Below are 21,475 nucleotides of genomic sequence, written 5' to 3'. Positions count from 1 at the left end.
TGACCGGGCTATAGCCGGACTTCACGCCTGTGTCCCGCCCGGAATGACACCATCAGCGGTCGGGGGCGTCCGCCGAGCGAGGCCAGAGCGGTCTCGCCAAAGGCATTCAATGCCGGATCCTGCAACAGATCGGGCAGTTTTTCCGGGCTGACCCAGGCCACCCGTTCGCCGCTGCGGCGTTTGACAGAATTGGAGATCCGCGCGACCGGCGCCGTAAACACGCGCACATGACGGCGCAGGGTTGCGTCTGCGGGGTCCAGCGCGCGACCCAGATAGGTCAGCGAGTCGCGATCGGGCTGAAGATGGTGTCGCGCCAGCCGCGCCCAGGGGTTTGTGTGGGGCGTGCGCACGTCCGGATGTAGCGGCCGGGCGAGCAATTGCCCCAGTTCTTCTGAAAGCGCCCGTATGGCGGCGTCCATGAAGGCGCCGGACTGGGCTTCAGGCGCCCCGAGACGTTTGCGTGAAATGACCGGGCCGCCGAAATCAGGCAAGCCGTCCCCACGCACAGGACGGGCCTGAGGGGCGCGATAGCCGGTTTCGGTGCGCACCAGCGCAATCTGACGCGAATGCGGATCCGCCAGGAACAGCGCTGACATATTGATCGGCCGGGCGCTCATAAGGTTTCCACCTGAGGACCAGTGCGCGTGCTTTTGAGAAAGCGCAGAGGGCGCGCTGGATCCTTGAGCCAGGTTTCCAGCTCGCCGATCACATACTGTGTGGCGATTGGCAGATCGAGCGCGTCGCGATCTGAAAGGCTGACCCATTTCAGGTCTTCCAGCTCGCCATTGCTGGTCAGGTCCGTAGAGCCATGTACATGCTCCACATCACAGGTGAAGAACCAGGCGTCAAAGCGGCGCGGACGTTTGGGCGGAGTGACAGCACGTGTGATCACGTCCAGCGGCGCGGCGTTGGGCGCGGCGCCCGCTGCTTCAAACGGCGCCCAGGGGGGCTTGAAGTTACACGCGTCCTGGGCCGGCTTGCCCAGGATGAGGCCAGTTTCTTCTGCGGTTTCGCGCAAGGCCGCCGCCGCCGCGGCGCGTGCGCGGCGTTCGGTCAAAACACGCGTCATCACGGCGCGGGCTTGATCATTGAGCTCTTCAGCCAGCGGCGCATAGCCGTCTGTGGCGTCCACGCGCCCGCCAGGAAAGACGTATTTCTTGGGCATGAAGACATGACGGGTCGAGCGCCGGCCAAACAACAGCTCAATCTCTCCATTGGCGCGTTTGCGGCGCAGGAGAAGAGATGAGGCGAGCTTGGGGCGGGGACTGGTTTTCGGCGTCGTATTCTTATCGTTTGCGTCGGGCATTGTGTTTCTTCGCACGGGGAGAGCCGCGGCGCTCATACTTGTCGCGCGACCGACCGTGACCCTTGAGCGGTTTTCCTGGTTCGGGCGGTGTTAGAATGTCGAATAACAGCCCGCCCGTCACGGGGGTTGCTTCATCCAGGCGCACCGTCACCGCCATGCCCAGCCGGTAGCGACCGCCTGAACTTTGCCCGACCAGGGCGTGCGCCGCTTCGTCATGGACAAAGTATTCCTGACCCAGGCGCGAGACCGGGCAGAGCCCGTCTGCACCGGTTTCATGAAGCCTTACGAACAGGCCGAAGCGGGTGACGCCCGTGATCCGGCCGGCGAATTCGGTCCCGACCCGGTCCGCCAGCCAGGCGGCGATGAAGCGGTCTGTCGCATCGCGCTCGGCGGCCATGGCGCGGCGTTCATTCTGGGTGGTGTCTTCGGCGATGCGCTGCAGCTGGCTGCGTTCTGAGTCGCTCTGCCCGTCTGACCCGAGATTATAGGCGCGGATCAGCGCCCGGTGTACCGTCAGGTCCGCATAACGCCGGATCGGCGAGGTGAAGTGCGCGTATTTCGCGAGGTTCAGGCCAAAGTGCCCGATATTATCAGTGTCATAAACCGCCTGGGACTGGCTCCTGAGCACCACTTCATTGACCGTCTCATAATGGTCGGTGGGCTGGGACGCTTTTAGAAGCGTGTTGAAGCGCGCGGCGGTCGGGCGCTCGCCGCGGGTCCATTTCAGGCCCACATGGGGCAGGAAGTCGGCGAGATTATCGAGCTTCTCAGAGCCGGGCTCATCGTGGATGCGATAGATCAGCGGTGTGGTCTTGGCCTCCAGCGCCGTCGCGGCCGCCACATTGGCCTGGATCATCATTTCTTCGATCAGCTTGTGCGCATCAAAGCGTTCGCGCAGGCGCACGCCCTGAACGCGGCTATCCTCACCCACGATCACCTTGCGCTCGGGCGCGTCGATCTCCAGCGGTTCGCGGCGCTTTCGCGCCTGCCTCAGCGCCTCATAAGCGCCCCAGAGCGGCTTGAGCACGTCTTCCAGAAGCGTTTCCGCCTTGCCGGTCCCCGCGCCGTCTATGGCGGCCTGAGCGTCTTCATAGGCGAGCTTTGCGGCGGATTTCATCCAGCCACGGATAAAGCGATGGCCGATCTGATTGCCGTTGCGATCAAAGACCATGCGTACGGCAAGACACGGACGCTCTTCGCCTTCGCGCAGCGAGCACAAATCATTGGACAGACGTTCGGGCAGCATTGGCACGACCCGGTCGGGCAGATAGACGGACACCCCGCGGGCGCGGGCGCCCTTGTCGAGCGGGCTGTCAGCGGTGACATAGGCGGCCACATCGGCGATGGCGACCATCACGATCCAGCCATCCTTGTTTTTTGGATCGTCATCGGGCGCGGCCCAGACCGCGTCGTCATGGTCGCGCGCGTCAGCCGGGTCGATCGTGACCAGAGGAATGTCGCGCAGATCCTCGCGATCGCCCATGGTGACGGGTTTGATGGCGTCGACCTGTTTGAGTTCGCTGTCGAGAAAGCCGTCAGGCACGCCATGTTCGGCCATGGCGATGATCGAGCCTGCGCGGGCGCTGTCAGCGCGGCCGATGACCTCGTCGATCAAGGCGGTTTTCAGCCCGTGCCGCCGCTCGGACGCAATACGCACCACGACAAGGTCACCGTCCTCGGCCTTGCCGGTTTCACCGCGCGCGGGCACGAGTTCATGGCGCGACCGACGGTCTACAGGAACAAGACGGGCGGGCCCGCGGGTATTGTCGCGCAGCACGCAGAGAATCTTGTGTGCGGACTGGCCGAGTTTCTTGATGACGCTGGCTTCATAGCCGTCTTCATCGTCCATAAGCGTCAGGCGCGCCAACACCTTGTCGCCAATGCCGGCGGCCGGGCCGCGCGTGCGCTCGCCGGGCTTGAGGATGATCTTGGGGCCTTGCAGCTCGGGTTTGACGGGCTGGCAGATAAACTCGCCATCCACATCGCGGTCGATCACCTCGACCACGGTCACGGACGGCAACTGGTCGGCCAGCTCATAAGCTTTTTGCTCGTTCTTGCGGATCTCGCCGCCGTCTTCGAGCTCGCGTAAGGCGAGCTTCAGCCCTGAACGTTGATCCCCTTTCAGTCTCAACGCCTTGGCAAGCTCGCGCTTGGTGAAGCGTCCTTCGCCCAGACGGATCGCCTCTATCAGGGCGTCCTTGGTGAAACCGTATTGGGCGTAGGGGTCTTGGTTCAAGATTGAGCCTTTTTACTGTTGGTCGCGGTTTTCTTGGCGGCAGGTTTCTTCGCCAGCGCCTTCTTGGCGGCGGGCTTTTTCGCCGCCGGTTTCTTGGCGGGCGCTTTTTTCTTCGCCGGTGCTTTCTTTTTGGCCGGTGATTTGGCCGCTTTTGCGGCGATCAGCTCCAAGGCCTGTTCCAGGGTGACGCTTTCAGGCGCCATGTCCTTGGGCAGGGTGGCGTTGATCTTGCCGAACTTCACATACGGACCATAGCGGCCGCTCATGACATTAATGGCGCCGCCTTCATCCGGGTGTTCGCCCAGCTCTTTTAGCGGCGCCGCCGCTGCGCCGCCCCGACCGCGCGGATTGGCGATTTTCTGAGCGATCAGATCCACGGCGCGATTTAGGCCCACCTCGAACACCTCGTCTGCGCTCGACAGGTTTGCATAGGTCTTGCCGTGCTTGACGAAGGGGCCATAGCGGCCAATCCCGGCCTCGATGATCTCGCCGTCTTCGGGGTGAACGCCCACCTTGCGCGGCAGGTCGATCAGCGCGACCGCCTTCTCCAGCGTCACGTCTGCCGGGTTCCAGCCTTTGGGGATTGAGCCGCGGCGGGGCTTATCCTCATCCTCGACCTGCATCTCGAGATACGGACCGAAGCGGCCGTCTTTCAGCACGATCATCGCGCCGGTTTCGGGATGCTCACCCAGCTCGCCATCCCCCTCGACAGCGTCGAGCTCACCACCGCCCAGCGGGCGCGTATACCGGCAGTCCGGATAGTTTGAGCAGCCCACGAAGGCGCCATGCTTGCCCAAGCGCAAAGAGAGCGCGCCAACATTGCATTTGGGGCAGATCTTGGGGTCCGAGCCGTCTTCGCGCGGCGGGAAGATCAGCGGCGCCAGCGCCACATTCATGGCGTCGATCACATCGCCAATGCGCAGATCGGCGATGTCCTCGATGGAGGCGTGGAAATCCTTCCAGAAATCGCGCAGCAATTGTTTGTATTCGAGATCGCCCGCCGACACCTTGTCGAGCTGGTCTTCCAGCGACGCGGTGAAGTCGTACTGGACATAGCGCTGGAAGAAGTTTTCCAGGAAAGCGATGACCACGCGGCCCTTGTCTTCGGGGATGAAGCGCTTGTCTTCCATGCGCACATAGTCGCGATCACGCAGCACCGACAAGGTCGAAGCGTAGGTCGACGGGCGGCCAATGCCCAGCTCTTCCATCTTCTTGACAAGCGACGCCTCGGTGAAGCGGGGCGGGGGCTGGGTGAAGTGCTGTTCGGCCAGCGTCTTCTCAGCCTTCGCCTTGGCGCCTTGAGTGACTTGCGGCAGGCGGTTTTCGCCTTCGTCTTCCTCGTCGTCGCGGCCTTCTTGATAAAGCGCGAAGAAGCCGGGGAAGGTGACGACCGAGCCGGTAGCGCGCAGGGCCAGAGACTGATCCGCGCTTTCAAAGTCGATGGTGGTGCGCTCAAGGCGCGCGGCTTCCATTTGGCTGGCGACGGCCCGTTTCCAGATCAGCGCGTAGAGCCGGGACTGATCCGCGTCGAGGCGCAGATCATCGGGATGACGCGTGAAACTGGTGGGGCGGATCGCTTCGTGCGCTTCCTGGGCGTTTTTGGCCTTGGAGGAATAAAAGCGCGGTTTTTCCGGCACGAAGTCTGCGCCATGGCGTTCGCCGATGACGTCGCGCGCCTGCATCATGGCGCCCATATCCATCGAGACGCCGTCGGTCCGCATATAGGTGATCAGACCCACTGTCTCACCGCCCAGCTCCACACCTTCATAGAGGCGCTGCGCGGTGCGCATGGTGCGCTGGGCGTCAAAGCCCAGCTTGCGGGCGGCCTCTTGCTGAAGCGTCGAGGTGGTGAAGGGCGGGGGCGGATTGCGCTTGGTCGGCTTGGCTTCGACCGAGGCGACGGTGAGGTCGGCACTTTTGATCGCAGCTTCTGCGGCGCGGGCGCGCTGTTCCTCGCCAATGGTCAGGCGGGTGATTTTCTCGCCTTCAAACCGGGTCAGCTTGGACGCGATCAGCGTGTCGGCGCCGTCCGTGCGCACATCGGCGTCCACAGACCAGTATTCCTGGGTGACGAAGCGTTCGATCTCGGTCTCACGCTCGGTGATCAGGCGCAAGGCGACCGATTGCACCCGGCCTGCCGAGCGAGCGCCGGGCAATTTGCGCCACAGCACCGGAGACAGGGTGAACCCCACCAGATAGTCGAGCGCCCGGCGCGCCAGATACGCTTCCACCAGCTCCATATCGAGCTCACGTGGATTGGCGATGGCGTCGGTGACCGCTTTTTTCGTGATGGCGTTGAACGCCACGCGCTGAACCTGTTTATCCTTCAGCACCCGCCGCTTTTGCAGAGCTTCGAGCAAGTGCCAGGAAATCGCTTCTCCTTCGCGATCCGGGTCAGTGGCCAGGATCAGGGTGTCAGCGTTTTTGAGCGCATCGGCGATAGCCTTGATGCGCTCTTTGGATTTGCCCTCAACGGTCCAGTCCATCGCAAAGTCTTCGTCCGGGCGCACCGACCCGTCCTTGGGCGGCAGGTCGCGCACATGGCCGAAACTGGCGAGCACGGTGTAATCGCTCCCCAGATATTTGTTGATGGTTTTGGCCTTGGCCGGGGATTCGACGACAACGACGTTCATAGGAGCACTGATATCAGGACAGGGGCGACCGGCGTCAAGCAAGCCCGGACAATGGCGGCGGAAGGTGGGGTTAGTTCCCCAACCTGTCAACATGGCGCTTCCGCTTGCCTTGGCGAGGACACAGGTATACGGCTCGCCATTAAGTTGTTACACGGGCAATCAAAGCGCGCGCATGATTCACTCTCCTTCGCAAAATCCATCCGATAATGACGAGACGCAGTCTGCCTCCGCCAAGACTGAGGAAGCAGCTGGCTATCTCATCGAAATGCTCTCCGCCCTGTCTCAAGTGGCGCACCGGGCGGATCTGAACAATTCTTCGGTCATGCTGGCGACCGCCGCGCACGTGATCGAGCAAGAATGCAAACACCTCACGCACAACGCGCCCAAGGCGACCCCGGGCGTCGATGCGGACACGCTGTTTCCCTTTCATCCTGACGGCAGCCCGCGTGAATAGGCCGCATCAAGACGGATAGGTGCTGCAGACCATGCCGTTGGGCCAGATTTCGCACCGTCCCGCCAGTTCCAGCTCCACAAGGGCGGCGAGCACGACGCGGGCGGGCGATTGGGTCAGGCGCGCCAGTTCGTCGCGCGAGACCGGCGTGGGCGAGAGCAGGGCGGCGATGCGCTCGCGAATATCCTCGACGGCGTCATTGAGCGCGTCTGGATCGTCAAACTCGTCCTCAAACTCCGATCCTTCCGGTTCCTCAAGGCTGGACCGGCGGGCGCCGGACAAAACCGCCAGCACATCCTCGACCCCCTGGACCAGAGCCGCGCCGTCCTGCAGCAGGCGATTGGACCCACGAGCACGCGGATCCATGGGAGAGCCGGGCACGGCCATGACTTCGCGATTTTGCTCCAGCCCGTAGCGCGCGGTGATCAAAGAGCCGGAGCGCTCGGCGGCCTCAACCACCAGAACTCCTAGCGACAGCCCGGAAATCAGGCGGTTACGGCGGGGGAAATCGCGCGCTTGCGGGGAATAGCGCAGCGGTGTTTCGCTCACCAGTAGGCCCTGTTCGGCGATGGCGTGATAGAGCGCCTCGTGTTCGGGCGGATAGATCGAGGTCAGCCCCCCCGCCAGCACCGCGAGGGTGCCAGTCTCAAGGCTAGCAGCGTGGGCGGCGCCATCAATGCCGCGCGCCAGTCCGGACGCGACGATCACGCCGCGTTCGCCCAGGCCTCGCGCCAGATCCCCTGCAAAGCGCAGGCTCGCAGCTGATGCGTTACGCGCGCCGACCATGGCGCAGATCATCCGGTCCTTGAGAACCAGCTCTCCCTTGACGCTGATGACCGGCGGCGGCGGGTCAATCGCGGCGAGATCCGCGGGGAAGTTCGGCTCGCACGCGCAGAGTAAACGCGCACCGAGCTGGTCATGATCCTCAAGCTCGGCTTCGGCCTGCTCACGACTGATGGCTTTCAGCGGCTTGGCGCGTCCGCCGCGCCTGGACAGGTCGGCGAGATTGTCGATGGCGTTTGACGCGGTCTCAAACCGCTCGATCAGCTTGGCGAAGGTGACAGGTCCAACCCCCGATGTGCGCGACAGGCGAAGCCAGTCCACACGCTCTTTCGGGGAGAGGAGCTGTCGCCTCACGCTTTCTTCGCCCCGATTTTGGGTTCATCCCCTGAGAGGATGCGGCTGATATTGTCCTTGTGTCGCCAGTACAGCAGCACCGCCAGAAACAGCGCAAGCATGGCGACGGGCTCCTGACCGAAGGCGTAGGCCAGAAGCGGTGCGGCCAGGGCTGAGGTGAGGGCTGCAAGTGAGGACATGCGCATGAGGAGCGCCATGCCGAGCCAGACCAGACAGGTCAGCACGCCGACGGGCCAGAACGCCGCCAGCAGCACGCCCAGAAAGGTCGCAACGCCCTTGCCGCCCTGAAATTTGAGCCAAACCGGGAAGCAATGGCCGAAAAACGCAGCGCCGCCGGCGATCAAACCGGCTGTGGGCGAGGCGAGCGCTGTGAACAAAAGACAGGCAAAGCCCGCCTTGCCGGAATCGAGAATGAGCGTGGCGAGCGCCAGATCCTTGCGTCCGGTGCGCAGCACATTGGTTGCGCCGATATTGCCAGACCCCACGGCGCGGATATCACCCAGCCCCGCCAGCCGGGTCAGCAGCAGGCCGAACGGGATCGAGCCGAACACATAGCCGACGACCAGCGCCGCCGCGAACCAGGGATCAAACATGACTACTCGTCTTCCAGTTGATAGATAATCGCGCCTTCCGCGATGGTGATCAAGGCCTTGCCGAACAATCGGCGGCCAGAAAAGGCGCTGGGCGCGCGGCACTGCATCGGGCCGCGGCCATAAACACAAGGCGCGTTGGGATCAAACACCACCAGATCGGCAGGGGCGCCATCGTCCAGCCGTCCCTGTTCGAGGCCCAAGATATCCGCAGGCCCCGAAGTGACCGGGCGCAGCGCATCTGCGAGGCTCATGCGTCCATCCTGCGCCAAAGTGCACAAAACGGGCAGCATCGCTTCCAGAGTGGCGGCGCCGGGCGCGGCTTCGGGGAAGGGATGCGCTTTGGATTCGTTGGTGCAGGCCACATGGTCGGAGACGACGGCGTCGATCCGGCCTTCGGCGAGGGCGGTGATCAACGCCTCCCGGTCAGTCTCGCTGCGCAAGGGCGGCTCGAGCCGATAGCGTGGATCGAGCCCGCCGGTATCCAGGTCATTAAATCTCAGATGCGTGAGCGGCGCAGTGACGGCGACCTCCAGACCGCTCGCGCGGGCGTCCGCCGCAGCGATCAGGGCGTCTTGCGTGGTGACCCGGTCAAAGATCAGCCTCGCCCCTGTGAGCGCGGCCAGCGCAGCGTCCCGCTTGAGCGCCATGGCTTCAGAGATGGCCGGGCGCGAGGGCAGACCCAGGCGCATGGACAGATCGCTTTCTGTGGCCATCGTGCCGCGGCTGAGGCCCGTATCTTCGGGACGCAGACTGACCCAGGCGTCAAAGCCCGCTGTGTAGGCGAGCACCCGGCGCGCCAGACGCGTATCGAGGATTGGTTGGCCGCCATCGCCCAGATAGAGCGCGCCAGCGCGCAGCATCAGGCCGATTTCCGCCATGTCTTCATCAGAGCTGACGCAGAGCCCCGCTGCATAAAGGCGCACGGCGCTCGTCAGGGCGGCGGCGTCCACCGCTGCAATGTCTTCGGGGCGTTTGAAGCCGCCACCGCTTTCTGGTGACAACACCAGCGTCGCCACACCGCCCGCCGCCGCCGCGCGCGCCGCAGCGTCAATACCGCGGGCGCCCGTGGAAGCCGGATCCGCCGTGCAGCGCATGTCGATCAAAGCCGGGGCGAGGGCGGCGCCATTGACGTCGATTGCGCGCTCGTCGTCCATCAGCGCAAGGTCCGGCCCGCTCTCCACGATCAGGCCGTCGCGAATGCGCAGAGACCCCAATTCGTCCCGCCCGGTAGCGGGGTCGAGCAGTCGGGCGTTTTGTAAGAGCATCATCCGCCGTCTCCCAACCCATCCATGTCATGGGCGCGCATGTCGGCGATGGCGCCGTTTGGCGCGCGACCCGTGATCAGTTCGAGAATGGCGGAGCGCACGGCCACGCCGCTTTCCACCTGATCGAGAATGACTGCGCGGTCGGGATCGTCCGCCAGCGCGCCGTCAATCTCCACGCCGCGATTCATCGGGCCGGGATGCATCACCAGGCAGTCAGGGCTGGCGCGTTCAAGCCGGGCTTCATTGAGCCCCCAGAGCGCGGCATATTCGCGGTCAGACGGGATCAGCCCGCCCGTCATGCGTTCTTTCTGGATGCGCAGCGCCATCACCGCGTCGCACCCTTCCAGGGCTTCCTCAAGATCATGAAACACGGTGACGCCCCAGCGGTCTGCGTCGGCAGGCAGCAAGGTGGCCGGACCGCACAGGCGCACTTCGGCGTTCAGAAGGTTCAGCAAGGACACATTCGAACGCGCCACGCGAGAATGCAGGATGTCGCCGACGATCAGGATGCGGCGACCGCCCACCTCGCCCCAGCGCCGGGTCAGGGTGAAGGCGTCCAGCAGGGCCTGGGTGGGATGTTCATGGGCGCCGTCGCCGGCATTGACCGTGGGCACGCCGGTGACGCGGGCGAAATGCGCCGCGGCGCCCGCTGATTTGTGGCGCACGACCAGAACGTCCGGGCGCATGGCAGCGAGGGTGAGGGCGGTGTCGTCAAGACTTTCGCCCTTGGAGATCGAGGCGCTGCCGGCGGCGAAGTTCACCACATCCGCCCCGAGGCGCTTGGCGGCGATTTCGAAACTCGCCAGCGTCCGGGTGGAGTTCTCAAAGAAAAGATTGATCTGGGTGAGACCCTTGAGCGTCTCGCCCTGTGTGTCGCCGCGACGCGCGGCGTCGAAATGATGCCGGGCGCGCTCGAAAATCATCTGCACGTCGAGCGGGTTGAGATCCCCGACGCTCAACAGGCTGTCATGGGGAAAATCATAAGCGAAGCCTGTGCGCTCCATAAAGGCGCCTCCCGATAAGCGTTCGCGGGGGTATAGGCGCGCGCACGAGTTCGGGCAAGCTGGCCCGTGTCAGAAATCAGGGCCTGTCAGAGCGACAGCGCGATCGCAGCCGCCACAGGCAAGGTGATGAGGCTGGTCAGCACAGTCAGCGTGATCATGCCCGCCGTCAGTCCGGCCTCGCCGTCAAAATCGGCGGCGACGGCGTAGATGAAGGCGGCGGCGGGGGCGGCCCCCGCAATCGCCATCAGCACCGCCAAATCCCCGCTGAGTCCAAAAACGAGCGCCAGTCCCAGATAAACGACCGGTCCGATCACTGTTCGCAGCATGGCGGCGGACACCAGCACCGTCAGCCGACCCTTGAGCGCTTTGAAATCCAGCCCGGCGCCCATGGAGAGCAGGATCACCGCCATGGAGCCTGCGCCGATCATCTCGATCGGCGCTGTGAGAAATGCAATCCGCCCCAGTCCGGACAGATTGGCGAGAAGGCCCAGTACGCAGGCGAGCACCACAGGGTCGCGAGCGGTCTTGGACAGTGCGGCTTTCAGACCCCGGTCCGAGGTCAGAGCGAAGCCGGCCACCGTCGCCGCAGCGCCTATAATGACGCCCGTCGCCGACACCGCTGCGCCTGCGCTGGCGATGCCATCGCCCAGCAGCCGGTCGGCCAAAGCCAGTGTGAGAACGATGTTCCACATGACGGCGGTGGCGATCATGGGCGCGGTGATCCGGCCAGACACACTGACCAGACGGCCCAATCCCAGGGCGAGGACGATCATGATGGCGGAGCCCAGGGCGGACACGCCGCCGATCATCAGCGAACTCCCGCCGTCAAACTGCGCACTTGCCAGAAGCGTGAAGAGAAAGCTTGGCAAGAGCAGACGATGGTTCAGCGCGTTGACGCCCCGCCACAGCTCGCGCGGGACATAGCCGCTGGCGCGCACGCCATAGCCCAGGGCGATCACGACGAAGACGGGCAGGAAAGCGGAGAGGATGATCTGCGTCATAAACCCGCGATCCAGATCCAGAAGGGAATCGCGAAGAAGGCCAGAATGGTCGTGGCGGTCACATGGCCGGCCATCAGGCGGGTGTCCCCGCCCATTTCAGCCGCCAGCACATAGGCGCCGGCCGCGCCGGGCGTCGCGCCGACCATGACCAGCAGCGCCAGGGCCGTGCCCTCCACCTGCATGATCAGCCCGAGTGCCAGGAAGACGGCGGGCGCGACGACAAGTTTCAGCCCGATGCCCAGGCTCAGCAGACCCGGGCGGGTTTTGAGCGCCGAGAAATCGAGACCGGCGCCGATCGCCAACAGGATCAGAGGCAGCGCCGCGCGTCCGGCCAGCTCCGCCGTTGTTGCGACCGGCCCTGTTTGAAACAAACCCAGCGCGTTCGCCAGCGCGCCCGCAAGGCACGCGATAATCAGCGGATTGGTGACGAGCCGCAGTGCGACACGGCGGATATTGGGACTGACCTGGCTGGCGCCCCAAATCGTCAGCACCGCCACAGACATGATGTTCACCAGCGGTACGGTCGGCGCGAACACCAGGGCCGCCAGCGCTTCGCCCTCCTGGCCGAAGGCCGGTCCCGCCACCGCCAGAAAGACAAATCCGTTCCAGCGCACAGAGCCCTGAAACAGGCTGGTATAGGCCGGACCGTCCACGGGCAGCAGTTTGAAGCCCAGGGTCACAACGCCCATCACCAGAAAGCCCAGGGTCACCGCGATCAGGAAAGGCCCGGCGGGCAGGCCGGCGTAATCGGCGCGGGAAATGGTGGAGAACAGCAAGGCGGGCAGCAAAGCCTGATAGCTGAGCCGGTTGACGCCCAGCCAAAGCTCGGTGCGCACCAGACCTGACCGACGCATGATCCAGCCTAGGGCGATGACCCCGAAAATGGGGATGAGGGCGTCGGCGACAGCGGTCATGACAGGGGATCGTCCGGCGAGGACAGGGGCTGGCTGACGCCTTCATTGATCCGGGCGATGGCGCTTTCCAGAATCACGGCAGCGGCCTGGGCGTCCACGAAATCCTTGTGCTGGGCGTGTTTCACGCCCGCCTCGAGCAAGGATTCGGTCGCAGCGAACGTGCTCAGCCGCTCATCCTGAAAACAAACGGGCAGATCGCGCAGGCGCAACAGGTTCGTCACGAAGGAGCGCGCCGACTGCGCCCGTCGTCCATCGCCGCCATCCATGTGCAGCGGCAGGCCGACGATGAGGCCCTTGCAATTGCGTTCGTCGTAAAGCGCCAGCAGCGCCTGGGCGTCCGGGGTGAATTTGACGCGCTGGATGGTGGTCAGCGGCGTGACCAGCGTGCGGTCGGTGTTGGAGACGGCGACGCCCAGCGTTTTCGTGCCGGGATCGACCGCCATCAGCGGCCCTTTGGGAAGGAGCGCGGGTTCTAGAAACAACATGCGCCCGGTTTAGGCCTGTCGGCCTGTCTTTGGAAGAGGCGGACTCCGTCACAATCTTGCGCCGCAGCACCGGCGTTGGTACGCAGAGCGCTTAGCCTTGCCCTCCCATTCGGAGACCTGCCCATGTCTGTGACCCAAGACGATGTCCGGCGCATTGCGCGTCTGGCCCGCATCGCCGAGCCGGCTGACCGTCTCGATTCGCTCACCAATGAACTCAACGGCATTCTCGACTGGGTCGAAATGCTCAATGAGGTCGATGTCACGGGCGTCGAGCCGATGACCACCCCGGTCCAGACCCCGCTGCCCCTGCGCGCGGACGAGATCACCGATGGCGGCAAGCGCGACGATATTCTGGCCAACGCCCCGAAAGCCGAAGAAGGCTTCTTCGTTGTGCCCAAGAGCGTGGAGTAAGCGCAGATGACCGAGTTTACCCAGCTCTCCCTGTTTGATGTGCTCGACGGCCTTGAGAAGAAGGACTTCTCGGCGGTCGAGGTGGCCGAAGCGACCGTGAAGGCGGCGGAAGCGGTGCAAGGCGCGCTCAACTGCTTTACCTCGATTGATGGCGACAAGGCGAAAGAGATGGCGCAAGCTTCTGATGCGCGCCGGGCCGCCGGCAAGGCGGGCGCGCTGGAGGGCGTGCCCATCGCGATCAAGGATCTGTTTGGGGTGTATGGCGTTGAGACCACCGCCAGCTCCAACATCCTCAAGGGCTTCAAGCCGCGGTATGAATCGACCGTCTCTCAAAATCTGTGGGACGCGGGCGCGGTGTTCTTCGGCAAGACGTCGATGGACGAATTCGCCATGGGCTCATCCAACGAAACCGCCGCGACGGGTCCGGTGGTGAACCCCTGGCGCGCCCAAGGCTCGGACGAGAAGCTGGTTCCGGGCGGCAGCTCGGGCGGCTCGGCGGCGGCGCTGGCCGCGGGCATTTCCTATGGCGCGACCGGCACCGATACGGGCGGCTCCATCCGCCAGCCGGCGGCGTTCACCGGGCTTGTGGGCGTCAAACCCACCTATGGCCGCTGCTCGCGCTGGGGCGTTGTGGCCTTCGCCAGCTCGCTTGACCATCCGGGGCCCTTCGGCAAGACGGTGAAGGATACGGCGCTTCTCACGCAAGTGATGAGCGGCCATGACCCCAAGGATTCCACCTCCTATCCGGGCGCGGTTCCGGACATGGTGTCTGCGGTCAGCCGCGGCGTGAAGGGGCTGAAGATCGGCATCCCCAAGGAGTATCGCGTCGACGGCATGCCGTCTGACATTGATGCGCTGTGGCAGAAGGGCGCCCAATGGCTCAAAGAGCAGGGCGCTGAGATCGTCGAGATTTCCCTGCCGATGACGAAATACGCCTTGCCGGCGTACTACATCATCGCCCCGGCGGAAGCCTCCTCCAACCTCGCGCGCTATGACGGCATGCGCTATGGCCAGCGGGTCGAGGGCGAGGACCTGACCGACACCTATGAGAAGACGCGCGCCCAGGGCTTTGGCGATGAAGTCCAGCGCCGCATTCTGATTGGCACCTATGTGCTGAGTGCGGGCTATTACGATGCGTATTACCTCAAGGCGCTGAAAGTCCGTCGGAAAATCCTCGAAGATTTCAACGCCGCCTTTGAAGGTGTTGACGCCATCCTGACGCCCACCACGCCGAGCGCGGCCTTTGGCATCGGGTCGAAAGCCGATGCGGATCCGATCGAGATGTATCTCAACGACATCTTCACCGTGACCGCCAACATCGCCGGCATCCCGGCGATGAGCGTTCCGGCCGGGCTCGACGCCGACGGCCTGCCGCTGGGCCTTCAGGTCATCACCAAGGCGCTCGACGAGGAAACCATGTTCGCCGTCGGCGGCGCGCTGGAACAGGCTGCAGGCTTCACCGCGAAGCCGGAGAAGTGGTGGGGGTGATGCCTCTTCCCCGCCTCCTCATGATCGGCTTCGGCCTTGTCGCCATCTTCGGCGCGTTGCTCGCGTCCGGGCGACTGGGCGAGGGCGGCGTGCAGATGGCGGTGGGGATCACGCTGTTGGTCACCGGCGCGCTAGGGGTGATGAACACCATCTTCTTCACCCGGCTCAAGCGCTCGCTCGATGAGATGGCGAAAAACCCGCCCAAAGACGCGCCCGCGCCTGACGGGGAGCCGGACTGATGCGCGCCATCTGGTATGAGGATCAGGGCGCAGCCGAGGATGTGCTGACGCTGGGCGAACGCCCTGAACCCAAGCCCGGCCCCGGCGAGGTGGCGGTGTTCATCAAGGCGTCCGGCGTCAATCCGTCTGATGTGAAATCGCGCGCCGGGCTTCGCGGCCCGATGAGCGTCGCGCGGCAGATCCCGCATTCCGATGGCGCGGGCGTGATCAAGTCAGTGGGCGAAGGCGTCGACCCGGCCCGCATTGGCGAGCGGGTGTTTGTCTTTAATGCGGCCTTCAAGCGCGCAGGCGGAACCTGCGCCGAAATCTGCGTCGTGCCGGTCGAGTTTACGGGCGCTTTGCCGGACGCCGTGAGTTTCGAAGAGGGCGCGAGCTTGGGCATTCCGGCCCTGACCGCCCATCGCGCGCTGACAGCGAATGGCTCCGTCCAGGGCAAAACAGTGCTGATCACCGGCGGCGCGGGCGCTGTGGGGCTCCAGGCGATCCAGCTGGCGAAATGGATGGGCGCAAGTCTTGTCATCGCCACCGTGTCCGGTCCTGAAAAAGCCGAAGCGGCGCTCGAAGCCGGTGCGGATGATGTGATCAATTACCGCCAGCAGGACGTGGTCGAAGCGGTTGAGGCCGCCACAGACGGCGAAGGCGTCGATCACATCGTCGAGGTCGAGTTTGGCGGCAATCTGGCGGCGTCCGTGGCGCTGATCCGTCCCCACGGCCTGATCGCCAGCTATGGCAGCGAGGGCGAGAAGACGCCTGAACTGCCGTTTTATGATCTGATGTTCAAAAACGCCGGATTTCAGAGCGTGTTCGTCTATACGCTCACCCCGGCCCAGCGGGCGGGCGCGGTGGCGGATGTCAGCCGCGCGCTGGCTGACGCCGCCCTGAAACCGCGCATCGACAGCGTTTACGCCTTGGAAGAGTGCGCCGACGCCCATAAACGGGTGGAAGCCGGACAGAAAATCGGAAGCGTCATCGTCACCCCTGTGTGAGGATGACCCTTGTTAGTTGAGATAGAGAAGACCGCCATGAGCAGCGAGCACACCTACGTCATCAACGGCGCCACGGGCGATTGGGAAATCGTCATGGGGCTTGAGGTGCACGCCCAGGTCAAATCCAACGCCAAACTGTTTTCCGGCGCGGCGACAGCCTTTGGCGCGGAACCCAACACCCAGGTGAGCCTGGTCGACGCCGCCATGCCCGGCATGCTGCCGGTGATCAACGAGGCGTGCGTGGCTCAGGCGGTGCGCACGGGGCTGGGCCTGAACGCCCAGATCAACAATTACTCGCGCTTTGACCGGAAGAATTATTTCTATCCCGACCTACCCCAAGGCTACCAGATCAGCCAGTTCGCGCATCCGATCGTCGGCGAAGGCGAGATCGAGTGCGAACGCGATGACGGCTCGCTGTTCACCGTGGGGATTGAGCGCCTGCACCTGGAACAGGATGCGGGTAAATCCATCCATGATCTTGATCCCAACGCGACCTATGTGGACCTGAACCGCTCCGGCGTGGCGCTGATGGAGATCGTCTCACGGCCACATCTGCGCACGCCCGCGGACGCGGCGGCCTATGTGCGCACCTTGCGCACCATCCTGCGCTATCTCGACACCTGCGGCGGCGATATGGAAAAGGGCCAGATGCGCGCCGATGTGAACGTGTCGGTCTGCCGTCCGGGCCAGTACGAGAAATTCATCGAAACCGGCTCGTTCGAGCATCTCGGGACGCGCTGCGAGATCAAGAACGTCAACTCGCTGCGCTTCATCATGCAGGCCATCGAGTACGAGGCCCAGCGTCAAGTGGATATCCTGGAAGAGGGCGGCGTAATCGATCAGGAAACCCGCCTGTTTGACGCCAATGCCGGGGTGACCCGGTCCATGCGCTCGAAAGAAGAAGCGCATGACTACCGTTATTTCCCCGATCCAGACTTGCTGCCGCTGGTGCTTGAGCAAAGCTTCATCGACGATCTCAAGGCGAACCTGCCCGAACTGCCCGCCGAGAAGCGCAAGCGCTTTGTCGAAGAGCTGGGGCTGTCGGAATATGACGCCTCGGTTCTGGCGGCCGACAAGGATCGCGCGGACTATTTCGAGAAAGTGCTCGAAGGCCGCGATCCGAAACTGGCCGCCAACTGGGTGAATAACGAGCTCTTTGGTCGGTTGAACAAGGAAGGCCTCGGCATCACCGAGAGCCCGATCAGCCCGGACCAGCTCGGCGGCATCGTCTCGCTGATCAGCGACAAGACGATTTCCGGCAAGATCGCCAAGGACGTCTTTGAGATCGTCTGGGCGGAAGGGGGCGACCCGGCGCAGATCGTTGAAGATCGCGGCATGAAACAGGTCACCGACACCGGCGCCATCGAGAAGGTTATTGACGATCTGATCGCGGCGAACCCCGAACAGGCTGAAAAGGTCAAGGACAAGCCCAAGACCATGGGCTGGTTCGTGGGGCAGGTGATGAAGGCCATGGGCGGCAAGGCGAACCCGCAAGCGGTCAACGAGATCCTCGCCAGGAAACTGCTGGATTAGGCTTTCGTCTTCCAGACCAAAACCCCGGAGCCAAGCTCCGGGGTTTTTGTTTGCGGTCACTGAATCTCCAGCGCAGCGCAGAGTCGGGGTCTCGTACTGGAAAAGGCGCTATTCGCGGAGGGAGCTCCCGGGTCTTCGCTTTGCTCGCCCGGGATTTCACAGCTCAATTGCCCTCTTCCCCCGCGCAGGCGGGGGCCCAGAGCCGGATAAACGACTATCCGGGATGACCGGGACACACAGCGACGCTTGTGAGCGTCCCTCTCCCATCTCTGAGGGGAGAGGGGAAGCACCCATAGCCCCACGTGCAAACGCAGGGGGGAAGCCAAAGACGGGTCGCGCGAGAGCGGGCCGTTAAAGTGAATAGTGGTAAGTCCTAGAAGCCACCCGGCTCCCGCGCTGGAGATGTTTTGTCGGGATCGCCGCACGGAGACTTCTGCGCTGTCGCGCCGCCGGTGCAGTCAGTGTCTCATCAGACGCCGCTGCCCTGGACCGTACGGTGATGATCCGCCTTTTCGGGCAGAGCGTGCGTTAAACGCTCTGTCCTCGGGACATCCCGCCCCTCCCAGCCTGAACGCGCCGGCCGCCCGCCCTGGAAGGAACGAGACGCAGTATGCCTCATGCGGGAGAGGGGGCGGATAAGTTCGCAGCTGTCCGCACACGCTCTGGTGACAGTCCGGGCGAACGCGCTAACCTTGGCGGCATGACTCAACAGCCTCAATCCGCCCTGTCTGACATTGTCCCGGTTGATGAAATTCGCACGCGCGCCGAGGCGGTGCTCGATTGGGTGCAGGTCTCTGTGCTCAATTTCGACAACGCCTTGCAGCTGGGCCTGATCCTGGCGGCGTTCATTCCGGCGCTCATGTTCGGGCCGCGCCTGCGCAATCTGATCCATGAGGGCACGAAAACCCGAATTCAGACGGGCATGTGGCGCCGGTTGCTGACGGCGGCGCTCGCCTTGATGACGCCGCTGGCGCTGTATCTTGTGCTGACCATGATCCGAGTGGGCCTCGGGGCGCTGGATCGGCCGGTCGCGATTGTCAGTGCAGCGATCAGCCTGATGAGCGCCTGGCTGTTGATCCGCGCCGTAACCCTGATCATCCGTTCGCAATTCTGGTCCCGGCTGGCGTTTTACATCATCTGGCCGATTGCAGCGCTGGATGTGTTCGGTCTGCTCGACGATGTGATCTCTCAGCTGCAGGCGCTGTCCATTCCGCTGGGCGAAACCAGCGAGGGCGAGCCGGTTTCGCTGAGCCTGTTCGACGTGCTGCGGACGATGATCTATTTCGGACTCTTGTTCTCGATCGCAAGCTTTGCGGGACGAGCCCTCGACAAGCAATTGCAGAAATCTGAGGAGATTTCCCCGGCGCTGAGCGCGCTGATCTCGAAAGTGCTGGGCGTTTTGCTGCCGGTGCTGGCGCTACTGATCGCGTTGCAGATGACGGGGTTCAATCTCGCCACGCTGGCGATTTTCTCGGGCGCGGTCGGCATTGGCGTGGGTCTGGGGCTGCAAAAGACCGTTTCGAACTTCGCGGCCGGTTTCACCCTGCTGGCGGATAAGTCCATCAAGCCTGGCGATGCGATCGAGGTGGATGGTCAGTTTGGCTGGGTGACCGGCATGCAGGCGCGCTATGTGTCGATCCGTACGCGCGACGGCACGGAAATGCTGCTGCCGAACGATCATTTCATCAATAACGGCGTCACCAACTGGTCCAAATCCGACCATATCGTGCGGATGCACGCGCCCTTTGGCGTGTCTTACCGGACGCGTGATCTCAAGGCGGTGCAAACCCTCGCCATCGAAGCCGCCAAGACCGTGAACCGGGTGGTCTCGGAGCGGGAGCCGGTCTGCAATGTCATGGAGTTTGGCGACTCGTCGGTGAATTTCGATCTGCGCTTCTGGATCAGCGACCCTCAGAATGGGCAGGCGAATGTACGCTCGGACGTCTATCTCGCCATTTGGGAGCGTCTGCATGAAGAAGGGATCGAGATTCCGTTCCCGCAGATGGATTTGCACGTCAAAGCCCTGCCGGACCGTAACGATCCTTCAGAGGCTTAAGCCGAGCAGCTGGCCCCGCCCAGAACGCAGAACTGAGCGCAGTATTTATGGTTCAGCCGCACCGGTTTGAGGCTGTCTTCCAGGGTTTGCGCCAGTTCGAACTCGTCTTCATAGGGCAAGAGGGTGCAGGCGACGACGCTCGGACGCTCAGCGCCGCGCCGCTTGATCACCATGCGCTGGCTGGCGCACATGATGTCGTCAGGATTTTTGTTGAGGATTCCCCAGCAATCGACTGTAATTTCTGGCGGATCGCCGCTCTCGTCCATTTCTGGAAAAAGCACCAGCCGGGATGGATCCTCGCTCGGGATGTCCGCACCGACTGTCTCAAACAGTGCTCTAAAGCCGTCGCGCGCCTCGGCGTCGGTCTCATTCCACAAAGATCGCCCGGCCGCGCTGAGGGTGAAGCCGTGATCTGACAGCCAAGTCAGACCCTCCAGCGTCGCGTCAAACCCGCCCGCACCGCGTTCCTCGTCATGATAGGCGCGGGTGTAGTGATCAAGGCTCAGCCGCATCTCGATCTGACCGCCGAACCGCACTTGAAGGTCCAACAGCCCGTCCTGGACCCGAGGCCGCATCATGGGCTTCATGGCGTTGGTCAGAACCAGAACGGTGTGGCCGCGCTCCAGGCACACTTCCATCAGCCGGACCATGTCCGGGTTCATGAAGGGCTCCCCGCCGGTGAAACCGATCTCGATCTTGCCGAAGCCGAGCGCGTCGATTTCATCGAGGTAAGAGACCACATCCGCCTCGGTCAGATACACCAGCGCGTCATTGGTGGGCGAGCTGAGGATGTAGCAGTTCTTGCACTCGATATTGCATAGCGTGCCCGTGTTGAACCATAGCGTCTTGAGCGTATCAAAGCCCACACTGGCGCGGGTTTCGCCTTTGGCGGTGACACGTGGGTCAGCAAATTTGATCAACGGCGCTGAGGCGTCAGGCATGAAACGGGTCCAGGTCGAATGAGCGGTCTGGTTGTGAAACTAGGGCAGGGCCGGACCCGCAGCAATCGCGCTCAAGCGGTTGTGTTCACACGAGAGGGTGTTCAGTCTTGCGCGGGCTCGTCTTGAATCCAGAACACGGTTTCGACCGGGCGCTCCAAGGCGCGGGCGATCTTCAGCGCCAGCAGGGCAGAGGGCGTGAACACGCCGTTCTCCACCGTGTTGATCGTCTTGCGAGTTACGCCCACCTGCAACGCCAGTTCGGCTTGGGTCAGGCCCGCTTCAGCGCGCAGGGCTTTCATGGCGTTGCCGAGCGCTGCGTCTGTCATGCCTCGGCCCCGCTTTCGCCCTTACGGTCATAATGCACCGCAGCGAGGAAAAAGCTCGAGACCGAAAGCCCGGTTAGGATTTTCAGTAACATGCCCCCATCGACCCCGAACTGATTCAGGGTCATCGCCAGCACGGTCGCGACGGTGATCACCCAGAAGGCGGCTTCCGCTGCGCGACGGCGGACATCGCGCGCCCAGTCATCATTGATGATGTCATAGCCCACGGTCTTGTAGGCGCGAAACGCGTCGCCAAAATACAGAATGATCGTCACCAGCCAGAGCCCGAACCCGATTCCGCTGATCACCAGCCCGGGGCCCATCCAGCTGTCGGGCGTCTGGTGCGACGTCCCAATACCGTCCGCGGCTTGCCAGGCGAAGAATCCTGCGGCCTGGCACAGCAGGAAGGCGCGCAGACGCAGATTGATTGTTTCGAGCTCATCCATGGAAGCCTCCCAGTCACCGTGTCACCT

The 21,475-nt window shown here is 63.5% G+C and carries 21 protein-coding genes; 7 read left to right on the top strand and 14 right to left on the bottom strand.

Annotated features, from left to right (window positions below):
* Positions 1–8: 8 nt before the first annotated feature.
* From ACP154_RS13110 to topA, 4 genes are read right to left on the bottom strand one after another with little or no spacing between them, the layout of a single operon-like run.
* Entirely contained in the window at positions 9–617 is a 609-nt protein-coding gene (locus tag ACP154_RS13110; protein WP_421858447.1) for a hypothetical protein, read from the bottom strand.
* Positions 614–1,306 carry an NUDIX domain-containing protein gene (locus tag ACP154_RS13105; protein ID WP_421858449.1) on the bottom strand — a complete coding sequence of 231 codons (693 nt, stop codon included), beginning with the start codon at positions 1,304–1,306 and terminating at the stop codon, positions 614–616. The genes ACP154_RS13110 and ACP154_RS13105 overlap by 4 nt, the downstream gene beginning before the upstream one ends.
* Complete coding sequence (rnr, locus tag ACP154_RS13100) at positions 1,287–3,542, bottom strand: ribonuclease R (protein WP_421858452.1); 2,256 nt, start codon at positions 3,540–3,542, stop codon at positions 1,287–1,289. The genes ACP154_RS13105 and rnr overlap by 20 nt, the downstream gene beginning before the upstream one ends.
* Positions 3,539–6,175, bottom strand: coding sequence for a type I DNA topoisomerase (gene topA, locus ACP154_RS13095; RefSeq protein WP_421858455.1), 2,637 nt, complete (start codon positions 6,173–6,175; stop codon positions 3,539–3,541). Before topA ends, rnr begins: the two co-directional genes overlap by 4 nt.
* Positions 6,176–6,347: 172 nt before the next feature.
* Between topA and ACP154_RS13090 the strand changes: the two genes are divergently transcribed.
* Complete coding sequence (locus tag ACP154_RS13090; protein WP_107713367.1) at positions 6,348–6,629, top strand: hypothetical protein; 282 nt, start codon at positions 6,348–6,350, stop codon at positions 6,627–6,629.
* A 6-nt stretch (positions 6,630–6,635) separates the two neighbouring features.
* Here ACP154_RS13090 and dprA read toward each other — a convergent pair whose 3' ends face one another.
* The 7 genes from dprA to ruvX form a co-directional block, all read right to left on the bottom strand.
* Complete coding sequence (gene dprA, locus ACP154_RS13085) at positions 6,636–7,763, bottom strand: DNA-processing protein DprA (RefSeq protein ID WP_133723415.1); 1,128 nt, start codon at positions 7,761–7,763, stop codon at positions 6,636–6,638.
* A complete protein-coding gene (plsY, locus tag ACP154_RS13080; RefSeq protein ID WP_421858458.1) occupies positions 7,760–8,356 on the bottom strand; it encodes a glycerol-3-phosphate 1-O-acyltransferase PlsY in 597 nt (198 codons plus the stop codon). Before plsY ends, dprA begins: the two co-directional genes overlap by 4 nt.
* Positions 8,357–8,358: 2 nt before the next feature.
* On the bottom strand, positions 8,359–9,624 hold the full coding sequence (locus ACP154_RS13075; protein WP_421858461.1) for a dihydroorotase: 1,266 nt from the start codon (positions 9,622–9,624) through the stop codon (positions 8,359–8,361).
* The gene (locus ACP154_RS13070; protein WP_133723412.1) at positions 9,621–10,625 is read right to left on the bottom strand and encodes an aspartate carbamoyltransferase catalytic subunit; all 1,005 of its coding nucleotides are present in this window, start codon (positions 10,623–10,625) and stop codon (positions 9,621–9,623) included. The genes ACP154_RS13075 and ACP154_RS13070 overlap by 4 nt, the downstream gene beginning before the upstream one ends.
* 86 nt (positions 10,626–10,711) lie before the next feature.
* Positions 10,712–11,626, bottom strand: a complete 915-nt coding sequence (locus ACP154_RS13065) for an AEC family transporter (RefSeq protein ID WP_421858464.1) — start codon at positions 11,624–11,626, stop codon at positions 10,712–10,714.
* Positions 11,623–12,540, bottom strand: coding sequence for an AEC family transporter (locus ACP154_RS13060; protein WP_107713361.1), 918 nt, complete (start codon positions 12,538–12,540; stop codon positions 11,623–11,625). The genes ACP154_RS13065 and ACP154_RS13060 overlap by 4 nt, the downstream gene beginning before the upstream one ends.
* Complete coding sequence (ruvX, locus tag ACP154_RS13055) at positions 12,537–12,983, bottom strand: Holliday junction resolvase RuvX (protein WP_421858467.1); 447 nt, start codon at positions 12,981–12,983, stop codon at positions 12,537–12,539. The genes ACP154_RS13060 and ruvX overlap by 4 nt, the downstream gene beginning before the upstream one ends.
* 165 nt (positions 12,984–13,148) lie before the next feature.
* Between ruvX and gatC the strand changes: the two genes are divergently transcribed.
* The 6 genes from gatC (at position 13,149) to ACP154_RS13025 (ending at position 19,738) form a co-directional block, all read left to right on the top strand.
* Positions 13,149–13,436 (top strand): Asp-tRNA(Asn)/Glu-tRNA(Gln) amidotransferase subunit GatC, encoded by a 288-nt coding sequence (gene gatC, locus ACP154_RS13050; RefSeq protein ID WP_107713359.1) that lies wholly within the window; start codon positions 13,149–13,151, stop codon positions 13,434–13,436.
* 6 nt (positions 13,437–13,442) lie between these two features.
* Complete coding sequence (gene gatA, locus ACP154_RS13045; RefSeq protein WP_421858470.1) at positions 13,443–14,924, top strand: Asp-tRNA(Asn)/Glu-tRNA(Gln) amidotransferase subunit GatA; 1,482 nt, start codon at positions 13,443–13,445, stop codon at positions 14,922–14,924.
* Complete coding sequence (locus ACP154_RS13040; RefSeq protein WP_421858473.1) at positions 14,924–15,163, top strand: hypothetical protein; 240 nt, start codon at positions 14,924–14,926, stop codon at positions 15,161–15,163. Before gatA ends, ACP154_RS13040 begins: the two co-directional genes overlap by 1 nt.
* Positions 15,163–16,149, top strand: coding sequence for an NADPH:quinone reductase (locus ACP154_RS13035; RefSeq protein WP_421858476.1), 987 nt, complete (start codon positions 15,163–15,165; stop codon positions 16,147–16,149). Before ACP154_RS13040 ends, ACP154_RS13035 begins: the two co-directional genes overlap by 1 nt.
* A gap of 36 nt (positions 16,150–16,185) precedes the next feature.
* Positions 16,186–17,682, top strand: coding sequence for an Asp-tRNA(Asn)/Glu-tRNA(Gln) amidotransferase subunit GatB (gene gatB, locus ACP154_RS13030; RefSeq protein ID WP_421858478.1), 1,497 nt, complete (start codon positions 16,186–16,188; stop codon positions 17,680–17,682).
* Positions 17,683–18,382: 700 nt separating this feature from the next.
* Positions 18,383–19,738, top strand: coding sequence for a mechanosensitive ion channel family protein (locus tag ACP154_RS13025; RefSeq protein ID WP_421858480.1), 1,356 nt, complete (start codon positions 18,383–18,385; stop codon positions 19,736–19,738).
* Here the strand turns inward: ACP154_RS13025 and ACP154_RS13020 are convergent.
* The 3 genes from ACP154_RS13020 to ACP154_RS13010 all read right to left on the bottom strand — a co-directional run bounded on the left by ACP154_RS13020 (position 19,735) and on the right by ACP154_RS13010 (position 21,448).
* Positions 19,735–20,679, bottom strand: coding sequence for a radical SAM protein (locus ACP154_RS13020; RefSeq protein ID WP_421858483.1), 945 nt, complete (start codon positions 20,677–20,679; stop codon positions 19,735–19,737). The two genes, ACP154_RS13025 and ACP154_RS13020, sit on opposite strands and share 4 nt — an antisense overlap.
* A 101-nt stretch (positions 20,680–20,780) precedes the next feature.
* The gene (locus ACP154_RS13015; RefSeq protein WP_107713352.1) at positions 20,781–21,005 is read right to left on the bottom strand and encodes a helix-turn-helix transcriptional regulator; all 225 of its coding nucleotides are present in this window, start codon (positions 21,003–21,005) and stop codon (positions 20,781–20,783) included.
* Positions 21,002–21,448, bottom strand: a complete 447-nt coding sequence (locus tag ACP154_RS13010; protein ID WP_421858485.1) for a hypothetical protein — start codon at positions 21,446–21,448, stop codon at positions 21,002–21,004. Before ACP154_RS13010 ends, ACP154_RS13015 begins: the two co-directional genes overlap by 4 nt.
* Between the last annotated feature and the right edge of the window lie 27 nt (positions 21,449–21,475).

It is taken from the genome of Oceanicaulis sp. (assembly GCF_965249665.1).
In the GTDB taxonomy this organism is placed as follows: domain Bacteria; phylum Pseudomonadota; class Alphaproteobacteria; order Caulobacterales; family Maricaulaceae; genus Oceanicaulis.
The sequence above is the reverse complement of the archived record's forward strand: the minus strand, read 5'-3'. Positions and strand labels throughout refer to the sequence as shown.